General features: G+C 47.4%; 12 protein-coding genes. 6 read left to right on the top strand and 6 right to left on the bottom strand.

Annotation, left to right across the window (positions count from 1 at the left end):
- The first annotated feature begins 34 nt into the window (after window positions 1–34).
- The 6 genes from ACHUFZ_RS07555 (at window position 35) to ACHUFZ_RS07530 (ending at window position 7,637) form a co-directional block, all read left to right on the top strand.
- The gene (locus tag ACHUFZ_RS07555; protein WP_394126618.1) at window positions 35–1,495 is read left to right on the top strand and encodes an aldehyde dehydrogenase family protein; all 1,461 of its coding nucleotides are present in this window, start codon (window positions 35–37) and stop codon (window positions 1,493–1,495) included.
- Between the two features lie 80 nt (window positions 1,496–1,575).
- Complete coding sequence (locus tag ACHUFZ_RS07550; RefSeq protein WP_394126617.1) at window positions 1,576–2,565, top strand: membrane dipeptidase; 990 nt, start codon at window positions 1,576–1,578, stop codon at window positions 2,563–2,565.
- Between the two features lie 139 nt (window positions 2,566–2,704).
- Window positions 2,705–4,312 carry a BCCT family transporter gene (locus ACHUFZ_RS07545; RefSeq protein ID WP_394126616.1) on the top strand — a complete coding sequence of 536 codons (1,608 nt, stop codon included), beginning with the start codon at window positions 2,705–2,707 and terminating at the stop codon, window positions 4,310–4,312.
- Between the two features lie 92 nt (window positions 4,313–4,404).
- Window positions 4,405–6,141 carry a hypothetical protein gene (locus ACHUFZ_RS07540; RefSeq protein ID WP_394126615.1) on the top strand — a complete coding sequence of 579 codons (1,737 nt, stop codon included), beginning with the start codon at window positions 4,405–4,407 and terminating at the stop codon, window positions 6,139–6,141.
- Window positions 6,138–6,869 (top strand): DUF3726 domain-containing protein, encoded by a 732-nt coding sequence (locus tag ACHUFZ_RS07535; RefSeq protein ID WP_394126614.1) that lies wholly within the window; start codon window positions 6,138–6,140, stop codon window positions 6,867–6,869. The genes ACHUFZ_RS07540 and ACHUFZ_RS07535 overlap by 4 nt, the downstream gene beginning before the upstream one ends.
- A 291-nt stretch (window positions 6,870–7,160) precedes the next feature.
- Window positions 7,161–7,637 carry a PaaI family thioesterase gene (locus tag ACHUFZ_RS07530; RefSeq protein ID WP_394126613.1) on the top strand — a complete coding sequence of 159 codons (477 nt, stop codon included), beginning with the start codon at window positions 7,161–7,163 and terminating at the stop codon, window positions 7,635–7,637.
- Window positions 7,638–7,709: 72 nt separating this feature from the next.
- Here ACHUFZ_RS07530 and trpS read toward each other — a convergent pair whose 3' ends face one another.
- The 6 genes from trpS to uraH form a co-directional block, all read right to left on the bottom strand.
- The gene (trpS, locus tag ACHUFZ_RS07525) at window positions 7,710–8,732 is read right to left on the bottom strand and encodes a tryptophan--tRNA ligase (RefSeq protein WP_394126612.1); all 1,023 of its coding nucleotides are present in this window, start codon (window positions 8,730–8,732) and stop codon (window positions 7,710–7,712) included.
- A gap of 208 nt (window positions 8,733–8,940) precedes the next feature.
- Complete coding sequence (locus ACHUFZ_RS07520) at window positions 8,941–10,002, bottom strand: GGDEF domain-containing protein (RefSeq protein WP_394126611.1); 1,062 nt, start codon at window positions 10,000–10,002, stop codon at window positions 8,941–8,943.
- Between the two features lie 229 nt (window positions 10,003–10,231).
- Window positions 10,232–11,593, bottom strand: coding sequence for an 8-oxoguanine deaminase (locus ACHUFZ_RS07515; protein ID WP_394126610.1), 1,362 nt, complete (start codon window positions 11,591–11,593; stop codon window positions 10,232–10,234).
- A gap of 157 nt (window positions 11,594–11,750) precedes the next feature.
- On the bottom strand, window positions 11,751–13,160 hold the full coding sequence (locus ACHUFZ_RS07510; protein ID WP_394126609.1) for a nucleobase:cation symporter-2 family protein: 1,410 nt from the start codon (window positions 13,158–13,160) through the stop codon (window positions 11,751–11,753).
- 145 nt (window positions 13,161–13,305) lie between these two features.
- Window positions 13,306–14,649, bottom strand: a complete 1,344-nt coding sequence (locus ACHUFZ_RS07505) for an NCS2 family permease (RefSeq protein ID WP_394126608.1) — start codon at window positions 14,647–14,649, stop codon at window positions 13,306–13,308.
- 134 nt (window positions 14,650–14,783) lie between these two features.
- Window positions 14,784–15,137 (bottom strand): hydroxyisourate hydrolase, encoded by a 354-nt coding sequence (uraH, locus tag ACHUFZ_RS07500; RefSeq protein WP_394126916.1) that lies wholly within the window; start codon window positions 15,135–15,137, stop codon window positions 14,784–14,786.
- Window positions 15,138–15,233 lie beyond the last annotated feature (96 nt).

Here is a 15,233-nt window from a genome sequence, read left to right as displayed (position 1 = left end):
ATGTTGTCAGTCAGAACTGAACAAGGAAAGAGCAATGACTTTTATAAATAACGTTCAAGCAGAAAAGGCACTATACATTGGTGGTGAGTGGCAAGCGGGTGTCGATACCATCGCGAACATCAACCCATCGGATATCAGTGAAAATCTGGGTAATTTTGCTCAAGCAAGCCAGTCACAGGTAGAGCAAGCGATTCAAGCGGCTAAGCAAGCACAGCCAGAGTGGGAAAAGACCCCAATCGAGCGCAAGCAAGCGGTACTGCAAGCGATTGGTGATGAGCTGATTGCCCGCTGTGATGAGCTTGGCACGCTGTTGTCGCGTGAAGAAGGTAAGCCTTTTGCTGAAGGTCGCGGTGAGATTTATCGCGCAGGTCAGTTCTTCCAATACTTTGCAGCAGAAGTGCTACGTCAAATTGGTGATAACGCAGCGTCTGTCCGTCCAGGAGTCTCCGTTGAAGTGACTCGCGAAGCTGTTGGCGTTATCGCCATTATCTCTCCTTGGAACTTCCCGACAGCAACCGCTGCCTGGAAAATCGCACCTGCACTAGCGTTTGGTAACAGCGTCGTGTGGAAACCAGCCAACTTAACCCCAGCAAGTGCAGTTGCACTGACTGAAATCATTCACCGCCAAGGCTTGCCTGCAGGTACGTTCAACCTTGTGTTGGGTAGTGGCTCTCAAGTTGGTAACACTCTTATCAATTCCAAGCAGGTCAATGGCGTGAGCTTTACCGGTTCTGTAGATACAGGTCGTAAAGTGGCGGCAGCAACAGCGCCAAACTTTGTCCGTTGCCAACTCGAAATGGGCAGTAAGAACGCGCTAGTGGTTGCTGATGATGCGGATATCCAAATTGCGGTTGAAGCGACCATTGCCGGTTCGTTTTCTGGTGCAGGTCAAAAATGTACCGCGTCTTCTCGTTTAGTGGTGATGGATGGCATTCATGATACGTACGTTGAAGCACTGATCAAACGTATGAGCGAGCTAAAAGTGGGTCATGCACTTGAAGAGAGTATTTTCATGGGGCCAGTGGTTGATGGCAATCAGCTCGATGCCAACTTTGCATGGATTGAGAAAGCTCGTCAAAGCGGCGCTGAACTGGCCTTTGGTGGCGAGCGTTTGAACCTTGAGCATGACGGTTACTACATGTCGCCAACCCTGTTCCTGAATACGCAAAATAGCTGGGAAGTGAACCAAGAAGAAGTCTTTGCGCCAATGGCGAGCGTGATTCGAGTCGCTGATCTCGATGAAGCGATTAGCGTTGTTAATGATACTCGCTTTGGCCTAACGGGCGGGATCATCACCCAAAGCCTGCGTAACAGCGCCATCTTCAAGCAACAAGCTCAGACAGGGTGTGTGATGGTCAACCTACCAACAGCAGGGACTGACTACCACGTTCCATTTGGTGGCCGTAAAGAATCTAGCTTTGGTCCACGTGAGCAAGGTCAGTATGCGAAAGAGTTCTATACCGTGGTGAAAACTGCTTACCAACGTCCTTACTAACAGGATGAGGGAGCAGAGCCGTTCTGCTCCCGACTCGATAATAAGCGATGAAAAGGACAGGGAAAGATTAAGGAGTGGTTATGTATCAAGAACGGATTGTGATCGATGGACTGCAGTACTGCAATTGGGATCGTGAGTATTTTCAAACCCTGAAAGCGAGTGGCATCACCGCGGTTCACGCAACGATTGTCTATCACGAAAACGCGCGTGAAACACTGACTCGATTTGCGGAGTGGAACTTACGCTTTGAACAAAACGCCGACCTGATCATGCCAATCTATTCGATGGCTGATGTCGAGACGGCAAAAGCGCAGGGCAAAGTAGGTGTCTTCTTTGGCGCACAAAACTGCTCTCCGATTGATGATGAAATTGGTCTTATCGAAGTAATGCGCCGCCAAGGTCTGCTGATCATGCAGCTGACTTACAACAACCAGAGCTTACTTGCGACGGGCTGTTATGAGCAAAACGACTCAGGTGTGACTCGTTTTGGTAAGCAAGCGATCGAAGAGATGAATCGCGTCGGCATGATCATCGACATGTCCCACAGCGCCGAGCGCTCAACACTTGAAGCGATTGATCTCTCTTCTCGTCCAATTTGTATCAGTCACGCCAACCCAATATTTGCTCATGATGCGCTGCGTAATAAATCTAATACCGTCATTCAGGCGCTTACCCAGCGTGGTGGTTTGATTGGCTTTAGCTTGTACCCATTCCATCTGCCAAATGGCAGCCAATGTAGCCTTGATGATTTTTGCCAAATGGTGGCGAAAACCGCGGATCTATTCGGGGTTGAACATCTTGGTATCGGTAGTGACTTATGCCTTAACCAACCGCAACAAGTGCTGGAATGGATGCGTAATGGCCGCTGGTCAAAAGCGATGGATTATGGTGAAGGCTCAGCAAGCAATTCTGGTTGGCCTGACGCTTTGCCATGGTTCAGTGGCAGCAAGGGGATGGAAAATATCTACAATGGGTTAATTCGCCATGGGTTCAGTGAGCCTGAGGCGGGACAAATACTGGGTGGAAATTGGTTTAACTTCCTACAAGAAGGTCTTGAGCCCATTTCATAACCGTGCATTAAGTCATAACAATGCATTACGTAACGCCCTAAACATGGAAAAGCCTGCTCATAAAAAAACTACAAAGTAGGTGTTAATTCAACTTTGCTGCGAGTTGTCGGCTGCTGCAAAACAGTTCTGGAGTCAGAGTATGTCTGATCTAACCAATAGCATGAAAGAGACCACGATGAATATGTCATCGGGTCAATCGAAAGCAACACAACAATCCTCCAACACGAGTGTTGAAAATTCACCGGACAAATTGGGATTAAGTAATCCTGCACTTTGGTATAGCGGCGGTTTTATCGCGCTATTTGTTGCCTTAGCGCTGTACGATGGTGAGTTACTCTCTTCTATCGTTAATGCTGGCTTTGGTTGGTCTGTGGAGGTCTTCGGGCCTTACTGGCAAATCCTACTTCTTCTCACTTTTCTTATTGGTCTTGGATTAGCAGCAGGGCGAACAGGCAAAGTGATTTTAGGTGGTACAACTCAGCCTGAAATGGATGCATTCCGTTGGATGGCAATTATCTTCTGTACGCTACTGGCTGGTGGCGGGGTGTTCTGGGCGGCAGCAGAGCCGATTGCTCACTATGTTAGCCCACCACCTCTGTATGGCGCGCAAGACAACCCGCAACAAGGGGCGGTCAACGCACTGTCGCAATCCTTTATGCACTGGGGTTTCCTTGCTTGGGCGATTGTCGGCAGCTTAACCTCGATTGTTGTGATGCATCTTCATTATGACAAGGGCTTACCACTGAAACCGCGCATTCTTCTTTATCCAGTTTTGGGAGAAAGAGCGCTCAAAGGCCATACCGGCGCACTGATTGATGCGTGTTGTATTATCGCGGTTGCGGCGGGCACCATTGGTCCGATTGGTTTCTTAGGCTTGCAGGTTAGCTACGCGTTAAACGCTTTGTTTGATATTCCTGATGGCTTTACCACACAGCTGATTATCATCCTATTTGCGATTGCTCTTTACACTCTTTCTGCGCTGAGTGGCTTAAACCGCGGCATGCAGATGCTAAGTCGCTACAACGTGATCCTAGCGATTGCTCTGATGATTTATATCCTGCTATTTGGTCCAACTGACTTTATCTTCAATGGCTACATTCAAGGTGTCGGCAGCATGCTAGATAACTTCATTCCAATGGCGACTTATCGCGCTGATGAAGGTTGGTTGAGCTGGTGGACCGTATTCTTCTGGGGTTGGTTCTTAGGCTATGGACCAATGATGGCTATCTTTATTGCTCGTATCTCGCGCGGCCGCAGCATTCGCCAAATCATCTCTACTATCAGCATTGTTGCGCCGTTAACTACCTGTTTCTGGTTCACCATTGTCGGTGGCTCTGGCCTTGCGTTTGAAATCGCTGAACCGGGCAGTGTGAGTAAAGCCTTTGAAGGGTTTAATTTGCCAGGCGCGCTATTGGCGGTCACTCAGCAGTTGCCTCTGCCGATGCTGGTTTCGATTTTATTCCTGATTCTCACCACGATTTTCATTGTGACGACAGGTGACTCAATGACTTACACCATCAGTGTGGTGATCAGCGGTGAAACAGAGCCGAATGCAATTGTTCGTACCTTCTGGGGTGTGGCGATGGGTATCACAGCGTTAATCCTTATCTCTTTAGGCTCAGGTGGAATCTCAGCCTTGCAATCTTTCATTGTGATAACTGCCGTTCCGGTGTCGCTGATTTTGCTGCCGTCACTTTGGAACGCACCGCAAATCGCAATCAAGATGGCTAAAGAGCAAGGTCTATAAACAAGTCCAATAACGATGAGCTTGTGCGGGCATTCCCCTACACCTGCACAAGCTCCAATTATTCTTACAATAAAAAATAGGTGGTGAGCAAAATGGATGCACATCGTTCTACTTACACTGAAAACCCGCTGCGTGATGCAGCCATCGTCATGGCTCCTGACAGGCTAGGTGCAATGCACCAAAACCGAATCAGCTTTGTGCGCAGTTTGATTCGTAAAATGGCTCAGCAAGAGTGGCAAGTTACTAAGCATGACTGGCAACTGTGTCCACGCGGTTTTGGCCATGTTATTTACAAACTGGCGACACCAAATCAAGCTTATCATTTAGTGGTATTTTGCGATGAGATCGCTGACGAAGAGCGCAATGATCGCGTTATTGCTGAAAAATGGGATGTGACGTTTGCCTTAGTAAAGGGCGATGTTGACGTTACGCTACTCGAACAGTTAAGAGCGAATGTGCCGCTACAAGAAGCGGGCCGTAACCCAAATAATGTGTTGGTTTTAGCTCGTGCCAATAAGAGTGTTCGCGTGTTTGAGCATATTGTCAGTGCGTTGGCGAGTGGTGAACAACCAGAGCCAAAAGAGCTGGCTGAAGTGGGCTACATCCTCCGTACCACCGCGGTTTACGGAAACGGTAAATTTGGCATTGCTGATTTTAAGTTGCTGGAAGATAACCCAGACTTCAACCAGTCATTTAGCGCTCAAATGTGCGCGGTTTATATACTGCGTGAGTTCAGCCTAGACTGGGTGCACTATTTAGCCGAGCAGCAAGGTGGTGATAAAGCGATTGTGTTGCACAAAGGCTTGCAGCGTTACCTCGGGGTGGGCAATGCGACAGGTTTAGGTATGGCACCATATCTTATTAATCACCCATGTATCGTCGATCAGTGGATGACATCAAGAGAGCGCGCAGTGGCCGAAGTGTTAGCCATGCCTTGTGATATGCAGTTTGAGCAACCTCTGAATACCTTGTTGGTCAAAGCCATGCGTCACTTAGAGCAGGTTATTACCATCAATGAATACCAAGATCATTTGAATCAACAAGCGCTTAGCGATATTGAGCAGTTGATTGATCGTTTGCCGCAAGTGATGACTTGCGAGCCAAATTGGAGCGCCGTTCTCAAGCAAGCAGAGACCATGAGTTTGGAAGCCCAAGAAATCCTGACTTCATGCTTGCTTGAGCTTTATCCGACGCTGGTGGACAAGTACGAAAATCAAATGAACACCAGCGAAACGCTTGCGATCCCGAGTGGCAAGAAGGTTGAAGAGTTGGTTAGCTTGATGAAGCAAAAATATCAGTGGGCAGTAGAAGCCGATTACTCGCTAAGCGAGAATAACTACTGGTTCTGGTATCGCTCACAAGATAAAGAAGAGCCAAGACTTGGTGTACGCGGTGAAGAAATCGGTGAAGAGCGAGAGCTACCATTAGATATTGGTCGACAAGCGAATCGTTTGTACTTGGCATTGACTCAATGCCCACAAGAGATGAGTGTGGCGGAGTTCTTACTCCAGCATCCTCAATATCGTGCGATTACGCGTCGTGTTTGGACGCTAGGTTGCAGAGAAATGGGTGACATCCAAATGAATGTGTTGCGCGAAGATGCGCTGCCTATGCATCTGTTACGTTGCAAACTGGCGGTGTTTGGTGCAACCAAGTTTGATCCTAGATCTGACCGTTGGGTGCGAGTGACTTTCTTCCAAGGCGCTCCGCTACTTGAAGAGATTAATGACCCTAACTATTGCGATACGTGGATTTTCCCAATTATGCCGAGCGCACAAGAAGTGGCTCAAAGTGATAATCAGACAATCAATGGAGGGATTGCATCATGATCGTGTCTCACAATGAACTGGTTGCAGCGGTCAACAAAGCCTTTTTGGGTATGCGTCGCCACTGTGGTGAAGCGGATGTGATAGCCAATATGGTCGCTGATCTTCAGATGGTCGGGCTCAATGGTGTTAGGCATTTTAATAATGCCAGCCAGTTTCTTAGCCTAGATTCAGATTGTGCGGTTTCGATTCAGAATCACAAGCCGGGTCGTTTTGATGTCGATTTTCATGGCGGTAGCGTTGCTTGTCATCTTCCAGCTGTGTTGGACTTTGCTTTAGAGAATATGGTTGAATCCAAAGCGGTCACTATCACGCTAAAGCAGTGTCATAACCGCTGGTTAGCATACAGTGAGCTGGTGCGATTGGCGGCGAAAGGCATTGCGTGTCGAGCGCAGTGGGTGAATGGAACAAGCCCGAAGCGCGCCTTGTACGTACTTAACCGTGGCTGCGTGGCACCAGAGGTTTTCTTCTCTGACCAATTAGCAAGCGATCACAGCGATTTCCACTCCATGACTATCGAGCTTGCGACACAAGACTTTGATGTTGCTGAGAGCTCGGAGGGCTATGCGATTCACATTGACAGTGCAGAGCTAAGCCGCGCGCAAAAGAGCTCTTGGGAAGAGGGGATTTTTGTTGAGGACAGTGAGTGGGAAATGCTTAAGCAAACTGCGACCGTGTTCTTAGTTGAAAACAGTGCTCGCTCAATCCAGGGGGCGGGTGAGTTGGTTTAGCTGCGCTTAATTGTTTGAAGAGGCTACCTTGCGCAGCCTCTTTTTTAGTTTTTTAAACCCAACATGGCTCCAAACAGCAGCAGCCCAGCGCCGCACACTTGATTGCCCCATTTGGGTTTGTTCCATCAGGTCATCGATACATGGTGCTTACAGAGCCAAGCAGTGTAAGCCGTTTGGAGTCCAACTTTATTGAATGGCTTGCTGAACAAATGGAAAATTGTATTCCAAAGCAATAACATACCGGCTATTGCAGTCTATAGTCACTAGAGAACTCTGATTATAGGTGGTGTTATGCAGCAACAGATAGCGATTCAAGATCAGATCCCTAATAACCATTGTTATGGCTGCGGGAGCGATAATGAGCTGGGTTTACAAATCAAAAGCTATTGGCAATCAAACTCTGAGGCGACCTGCAATTTTACGCCTTCCCATCATCATTGTGCAGGGCCAACTCATTTCCTTAATGGCGGCATCATCTCTACCATCATTGATTGTCATTGTGTGTGTATGGCCATTGCTAAAGGTTATCAGATGCAAGGGCAAGAGGTGGGTGGAGGTGAGCCAGTATGGTTTGCCACTGGCAACCTTAATGTTTCCTTCTTAAAGCCTGTCCCACTCCAACAGAGCGTACATCTGACCGCCAACATTGTTGAAGCGTCAGCGAAGAAGATTGTCGTCGAGTGTGAGCTATATTCGCAGGGGGAACTGTGCTGCAAAGCCGAAGTGGTGGCGGTAAAAGTGCCGAGTGAGTGGTTTGGAGCAGATTAACCAAGTATGTGGGCTTCGGATCAAATCTAGGAAGGGCATCTAACCCGAAGCTCATACAACTGTGGCTTTACTTCAAAGGATGTTCAGACCGAACACACCTTTTACATCAAATAAGACTTGAGCTGTCTTCTCGCGAGAAAGTTGGCTTCCTTTCGATAGGATCTCGATTAGCTGAGCTTTATCATCTAAATACATGGCGCGCTTTTCTCGGATTGGACGCAGCATATCTTGCAAGCACTCTTCGAGGATCTTTTTGGTCGTGCCGTCACCAAGACCGCCAGCTTGGTAGTGCTCTTTAAGCTGAGCGACATAAGCAGGATCGGAGTGAAAAGCGTCGAGATAGGTAAATACCACGTTTCCTTCCACACTGCCTGGGTCTTCAACTCGCAAATGATTAGGGTCGGTATACATGGATTTTACTGCTGCGCTAATCTCCTTTTCTGATGAGCTAAGGTTAATCGCGTTACCCATGCTTTTTGACATCTTGTTTTTGCCGTCAGTGCTTGGTAGTCTTGAGGCGTTGCTTAGCAGCGGCTTGCACTCTTTGAGCACTGTTTTACCCGCTAGCGCGTTGAGTTTTCTGACGATTTCATTGGTTTGTTCCAGCATAGGCAGTTGGTCATCACCGACAGGAACTAAAGTGGCGTTGAATGCGGTGATATCCGCTGCTTGAGAAATCGGGTAGGTGAGAAACCCTGCGGGTAACGAACGTTGAAAGCCTTTGCTTTGAATTTCACTTTTTACGGTTGGGTTTCTTTCCAGTCTAGCGATGGTAACTAAGTTGCTGTAGAACATGGTCAGTTCAGCCAAGGCTGGGAGCTGAGATTGCAGACAAATGGTGGTATGTGAAGGGTCGATACCAACAGCGAGATAATCTGCGACCACATTGAGAATGTTGGATGAGACCTTACTCGGGTTATGTGCGTTATCAGTCAGACCTTGCATGTCTGCAACTAGAATGTTTTGCTCACAAGTGGATTGCAATGCGACCCGCTGCTTTAAAGATCCAACGTAATGACCGAGATGTAATGGGCCAGTTGCTCGGTCGCCAGTAAGGATAATTTCTTTAGGTTCAGTGTGTTGTTGAGTTTTCATATGTATATCTCCAAGGAAAATAGATCGCTACTGGAGATACAAAAGAGATGACAATCTTAGCTACCTTCCAGCAGCATAAGAATGTAAGAATTCCGCGCCGCTCTATTTAGAGCGCCACCAGAAGAAGAATAGTGAAGGTGCGGATATATATTTCATTTTTTCAATCTAACAAGAAGTATTTTGGAACACAACACCCGCGATAAAGATTTTATTGCCCAGGGCTAACAGCCACATGAAAACAATTCTTGCCTGAATTTTTGGCTTGATAAAGTGCTTCATCAGCGCGGCGAAACGCCTCAGTCTTTACAGCGCCTTGGTGATGGGCAACGCCACAACTTACGGTAACCGGTCGTTCAAGCCCAAAGTTTTGACTCGCGATCTTGGTTTGAATTGAGTTCATGCACTCTTCGATGATTGAATAATCCGCAACCTCAAACGCAATTAGAAATTCTTCACCGCCCCATCGCCCGACTTGACCAACATGCGTGGTTTCCGCTTCTAAGGTACGTGCTGTCTGGATCAATACTTGATCACCGACATCATGACCATAGTCATCGTTGATCTTCTTGAAGTCATCAATATCGACTATTGCCAGCCATTGCACTTTTTGTGGCTCTTGCAGTAGCGCTTCCATATGACGACGGTTAAAGAGTTGAGTCAGCATATCGGTATGAGATAAGGCTTGCAGTTGTCGGTTGGACTCTTTGAGTAGCGCCAATGTTTTTCGGCGTCCAGAGTCATAGAAATAGGCAATCGCAAACAAAAACAGATAGACGATAGACAGGTGAATGAAGCTGATGGTATCAAATGGGATCGGCGGCCAATTATGCATATCGATCAAACAGATATAGGCAATAATCGCAAAGTTTAACAAGCTAAAGACAGCGCCAACTTTGTAGCCAAGAACAAATATCGCCACCACAGGCGTTAAAAAAGAGAATGCCAATGCAAACTCGCTGTGACCTGAGCCTACGATAAACAGCAAGCTGACTGCGGTCATCACTGAAACCATGATGGTCGCCGCGATTTTAACATTACGGCTCTTCCACAACCAAAAATAAGCCAATGAACAAAAGCCTAGGCCAACGGCTTCGATTGATGCGAGCAAAAGGTTAGGAATGAATAGAGTGTTGTAGTAAATAAACAGGCTTAGTACGGAAGACAACACCGTTAAAGAGGCAAAGACAAAAACGCTTTCCCTAAATTCTTCTTGAGTACGGTTTACCCCAAGCCACTTTTCTAATCCGTTAGTCAGCACTACAGTCCACATCGTCCTTATTTGAGAAGTGGTCAATATACATTACGAGCTATGCAGCGTCACTCATAATACGAAAATGAACTAAATACCCAGCTAGATATATAAAATTGTTAGAGATCTAAATGATTCCAAATTGGTACACTCATTGAACTAAGTAGGTATCGCTGTGATTTATAACCAGTGAGAACTTATGGGTAGAGTGATAGAAAAATGCCTCAGAGTGTCTGAGGCATTATCATGGTTACTCACCCAATGCTTTTTTGGCTAAGCGTTTTGCTGCGTGTTTATGACGTTCCATCAATTGGTGAATGTCGACGCCAATCACTTCACCATTCATGACGCGCCAATGTCCGGCGACCATTACGCGGTCTGCTTGTTGAGCTCCACATAACAGTAGTGCTGCCAGCGGGTCATGACTGCCTGAGAAACGAATATCATCGAGCTTAAACATCGCGATGTCGGCTTGCTTGCCTGCGGTGAGTTCACCAATGTCGTTGCGTCCCATCGCTTGCGCGGAGCCTTTGGTTGCCCAGCGCAGCGCGTCAAAATGAGTCACATTGGCAGAGCCGTATTGCAGACGTTGTAAATACATCGCCATGCGCACTTCGGCAATCATGTTTGAACCGTCATTTGATGCGCTGCCATCAACACCTAAACCTACTTTAACGCCTGCTGCTTCAAGGTCATTGTTCTTACAAATGCCAGAAGCCAACATCATGTTTGAGGTTGGGCAGTGACTGATTCCGACACCGGCTTGGCCTAAACGGCGGATCTCTTCAGTGTTGAAATGGATGCCGTGTGCCAGCCATGTTCGCTCATTGAGCCAGCCGACATCTTCAAGATAATCCACCGGACGTAAGCCAAATTTCTCAACGCAGAAATCTTCTTCATCGAGTGTTTCACACAAATGAGTGTGCATCATGACGTTTTCTTGTTTGGCGATAACGGCAGTCTCTTTCATTAAGTCGGTGGTGACAGAGAAAGGTGAGCAGGGCGCAAGGGCAATTTGCGTCATCGCGCCATCGTGGTGCTGGTGGTACTGACGAATTAGCCTATAGCTATCATCGACAATCGCTTGCTCGGTTTGGATAGTATGCCTTGGCGGTAGGCCGCCATCATCTTCGCCTAAGCTCATTGAACCGCGAGTGAAGATGGCACGGACTCCAAGCTTTTGCGCCGCTTCAACTTGAAGATCAATCGCGTGCTCTAGTCCATTCGGGAGTAGGTAATGATGGTCAGAGGCGGTGGTGCAGCCAGAAAGCATCAACTCAACTAAGGCAAGCTCGGTCGCCACGCTCATCATCTCTTCATCGAGATTAGCCCAAACGGGGTAAAGACTTTTAAGCCAGTGGAAAAGTTCTTTATTTAACGCGTCAGGATAGGCGCGGGTTAAGGTTTGATAAAAGTGGTGGTGGGCATTAATCAGCCCCGGTGTCACGACATGGCGTGAAGCATCAACCACGTAATCAATGTGATGATAGGGTGTCCCATGCTTTGGAATGAGTTCGACAATTTGATTGCCTTTCACCACGACACCGCCTTGGGCGTCTTGCTGATTATCAGTGTAAATTGCCAGTGGATTCTTAATCCAGATGGTTTCCATTCATAATAGTCCTTAGCCATCTCAGCCATTTCAGGGGAGAGGGTCTTAAACGTTTTAGTTGAAAGTCATGCTAGTCATCGCTAGCGGGGTTATTGTGTCAAAGCTCTGTTCTTGGTGACAGATGGTAACAGAGCTTATGTCTCCTTTTGCGTTATTACTAATCGCTGGTTTTCGCTTCGAGTTTGCTTTGAACGGCTTCAGTTTGCTCTTCGTTATCCGATTTACGGATGATTTTCTCTTCAAATTGGTCTTTGCTTTCCGTTAAGGCTTCACGTACTTCTTGGTTGCTTGACTTAGGTAACAGTTGGTGCAGGATCACGGTCACAATCGTACCTGTCGTAATGCCTGAGTGGAGGAAGTTAGCGATATCATGAGGTAAGTGTTGCAATAAGCGAGGCTCAAATGTCACTGCCAGACCTGATGCTAAACCAACACAGATAACCAAAGCGTTGCGTTTAGTATCTGCTGCCATGATCAGCATGCGAATACCAGCGTAAGCAATCATGCCGAACATGACGAAACCGACACCGCCAAGCACTGGCTTTGGAATGGTTACCGCTATAGCAGCTAATTTAGGGAACAAGCCGCCTAAGATCAGTAGGCCACCTGTTGCGGCAACCACGTAGCGGCTTGCAACGCCAGTGATGCCGACAATACCAACATTTTGGCTAAAAGATGCCAGCGGCATTGCGGTAAGAATCGAAGAAAGCGTACTGCCTAGACCATCACCTAGTAGACCGCGCTGTAGGTCTTTACCCGAGATCTTCTTGTCACAGTTATTCGCGAGTGCCATAAAGTCACCGGTTGCCTCTGCGATTACCACGATGTAAACCAAACTCATACTCACAATGGCACTGGCTTCGAAAGTTAGGCCATATTTGAGTGGTTCTGGCCCACCAACCCATGCCGCAGAGGAAATGTCATCCAGGTTAACCATACCCAGTGATAGTGCGACGATGTAGCCACCGGCTAGGCCAATAACAATCGCAGAAGCTGCCACCGCGCCTTTACAGTAGACCGATACCGCAACCACGATACCCAGTGACACAATCGCTAAGAACAGTTTTGGTAGAGTGGCAAAGTTTTCGCTCGATGCTGGAGCGTCACCGACCCAGTTCATGGCGACAGGTAATATGGTTAAACCTATCAAGGTGACGACCACGCCGCTGACCACGGTTGGAAAGAGCTTTTTCACTTTATCCATGTAGAAACTGGCGAGGATCACGACGAACGAACCGACCAGTGCAGAGCCCATAATACTGGCGACTCCGCCTTCGCGGCCGATGGCAATTGCAACACCTAAAAAGGCAAAGCTAGAGCCCATCACCACAGGTAAGCGAATCCCGATAGGGCCAAGGCCAATACATTGCGCCATGGTGACAATACCAGAGGCCAGCAGTGCAGCATTGATAAGAGAGACGATTTCTTGGTTTGGCAGTCCAATAGAAGCGCCAACGATAAGTGGTACGGCGACAATACCGCCAATTGAGGCAAGCATGTGCTGTAGAGCTAGAAGTAGAGTGATGCCGTGAGGCGGTCTTTGGTTGAGTGTATACAGAAGTTTCATTGGTTATACCTCGGAGAGACTTGAGTGGTTTTATCTCTCGTTGACTGGGCAATTGACTTCTACAAACTACGTAGGGTCTCGAATTTTGGGTGTAGAAAACTAGCCTAAACAAGCGTTCAGGCTAGTTTTCTTCAGGTTGGAGCGATTAGATGTAGATAAGTTTAGCGACGAAGATAACAGTCAGAATGTACATCGAAATTGATACATCTTTTGTCTTGCCGGTCGCGACTTTAAGTACTGTGTAAGTGATAAAGCCTAGTGCAATACCGTTCGCGATTGAGAAGGTTAACGGCATCATCAGTGCAGTGATTGCAGCAGGAGCGCCGTTAGTGAAGTCTTTCCAATCGACATGCTGCATACTGCTCATCATCACAAAGGCAACGTAAATCAGTGCACCCGCTGTCGCATACGCAGGGATCATACCTGCTAGTGGTGATAGGAAAATCGCAGCTAAGAATAGTGCAGCAACAACAATAGCAGATAAACCGGTACGAGCACCCGCAGCAACACCTGCCGCACTTTCTACGTAACTCGTTACTGGTGGACAGCCGACACACGCGCCAGCCACACTTGAAATTGAGTCAGCTTTTAACGCCTTGCTAAGCCCTTCAATTTTACCCGTTTCTTTGTTCATTAGATGTGCGCGTTCTGCAACACCCATTAGTGTACCTGCCGTATCGAACATGTTAACGAATAGGAAGGCTAAGATTACGCTGATCATCGAAATGTTGAACGCGCCAGCAATGTCCATTGCCATAAAGGTTGGGGCAATGCTTGGCGGAGCCGCAAAGAAGCCATTGTATTGAACTAGACCTAGCATCATGCCAACCACCGTGACACTTAAAATACCGATAAGCACAGCGCCAAACACTTTACGCTCGCTCAGTACCGCAATGATCAAAAACGCGATTGCAGCTAGCATAGCATCAGGCTTAGTGAAGTCACCAAGTGAGACTAATGTTGCTGGATTTTCAACGACGATACCAGCCGTTTTAAGACCGATAAGACCAAGAAATAGACCAACACCTGCGGTCATCGAGTAGCGTAAGCTGACTGGAATACTCTCAATAATCCACTGGCGGACTTTATAAAAGCTCATCCCGACGAAGAGGATACCTGACAGGAATACCGCGCCTAACGCCACTTCCCAGCTGTAACCCATTTCGCTAACCACAGTAAATGAGAAGAACGCGTTTAAGCCCATGCCCGGAGCTAGACCGACAGGCCAGTTAGCAAAAAGACCCATGAGTAAACAACCGATCGCGGCACCAATACAGGTTGCGACGAATACCGCACCTGAGTCCATCCCTGATGCAGCCATGATTTGAGGGTTAACGAAAATGATGTAGGCCATTGTAGCGAACGTGGTGATCCCCCCGATCATTTCATTCTTTACGCTGGTTCCATGTGCTTTCAGTTTGAAAAAGCGCTCTAAAAGGCCACCAGTTTGACCTTCGTTATTAAGCACTTCTGCTTTGCTTTCGTTCATGTCAGCAAGTCCTTTTGTTTGGGTGTTTCTTCAATTGAATACCACGCTCTAGTGTGCTGCCGGCTCTTTTGGCTCGCGACCTAGACTCCAATTTTCCTGATGAATGTTAAGTTTGACGTTGTTAGAAATTCTTTTTAGCTGCCGCGGTACGTTGAGAAACTGTATGGAGAAACAAGCAGCGGAACATGATAATGCGCGCCTTCTTCACCAAGACCAAAGCGGATGACCACATCATCTAGGAATGGCACTTCACCAAGATCGACATCTCTCTTACGGTAATAGTCTGCTACATGGAAAACCAATTGGTATTTGCCTGTTGTGAATGCCTCACCTTCAAGCACTGGCTCGTCTGTACGTCCATCGAAGTTAGTGGTGACCGTTTTGATTTTTGTCACGCTATTGCCTTCGATGCGAAACAACTCAACGAGAATGTCAGCTCCGGGAACGCCATGCATTGTATCCAATACGTGTGTGGTCAATTTACCCATAATCATTAATAGCGCTAAGCGCTCTCCTAATTTTTTGAGGTTTCTTATTGTATACAAAGTTGTTCTAACTTTGCTTTTGATACCTATATATGTACA

Source organism: Vibrio hepatarius (assembly GCF_043642085.1).
GTDB classification, from domain to species: Bacteria; Pseudomonadota; Gammaproteobacteria; order Enterobacterales; family Vibrionaceae; genus Vibrio; species Vibrio hepatarius_C.
Note: the sequence above shows the minus strand (reverse complement) of the source record. Positions and strands in the feature narration are given on the sequence as shown.

Coding starts and splice junctions, on each gene's coding strand:
- ACHUFZ_RS07515 (WP_394126610.1), bottom strand. CDS start 11,593: ATGGAAACCATCTGGATTAAGAATCCACTGGCAATTTACACTGATAAT.
- ACHUFZ_RS07505 (WP_394126608.1), bottom strand. CDS start 14,649: ATGAACGAAAGCAAAGCAGAAGTGCTTAATAACGAAGGTCAAACTGGT.
- uraH (WP_394126916.1), bottom strand. CDS start 15,137: ATGGGTAAATTGACCACACACGTATTGGATACAATGCATGGCGTTCCC.
- ACHUFZ_RS07555 (WP_394126618.1), top strand. CDS start 35: ATGACTTTTATAAATAACGTTCAAGCAGAAAAGGCACTATACATTGGT.
- ACHUFZ_RS07520 (WP_394126611.1), bottom strand. CDS start 10,002: ATGTGGACTGTAGTGCTGACTAACGGATTAGAAAAGTGGCTTGGGGTA.
- ACHUFZ_RS07545 (WP_394126616.1), top strand. CDS start 2,705: ATGTCTGATCTAACCAATAGCATGAAAGAGACCACGATGAATATGTCA.
- ACHUFZ_RS07540 (WP_394126615.1), top strand. CDS start 4,405: ATGGATGCACATCGTTCTACTTACACTGAAAACCCGCTGCGTGATGCA.
- trpS (WP_394126612.1), bottom strand. CDS start 8,732: ATGAAAACTCAACAACACACTGAACCTAAAGAAATTATCCTTACTGGC.
- ACHUFZ_RS07550 (WP_394126617.1), top strand. CDS start 1,576: ATGTATCAAGAACGGATTGTGATCGATGGACTGCAGTACTGCAATTGG.
- ACHUFZ_RS07535 (WP_394126614.1), top strand. CDS start 6,138: ATGATCGTGTCTCACAATGAACTGGTTGCAGCGGTCAACAAAGCCTTT.
- ACHUFZ_RS07510 (WP_394126609.1), bottom strand. CDS start 13,160: ATGAAACTTCTGTATACACTCAACCAAAGACCGCCTCACGGCATCACT.
- ACHUFZ_RS07530 (WP_394126613.1), top strand. CDS start 7,161: ATGCAGCAACAGATAGCGATTCAAGATCAGATCCCTAATAACCATTGT.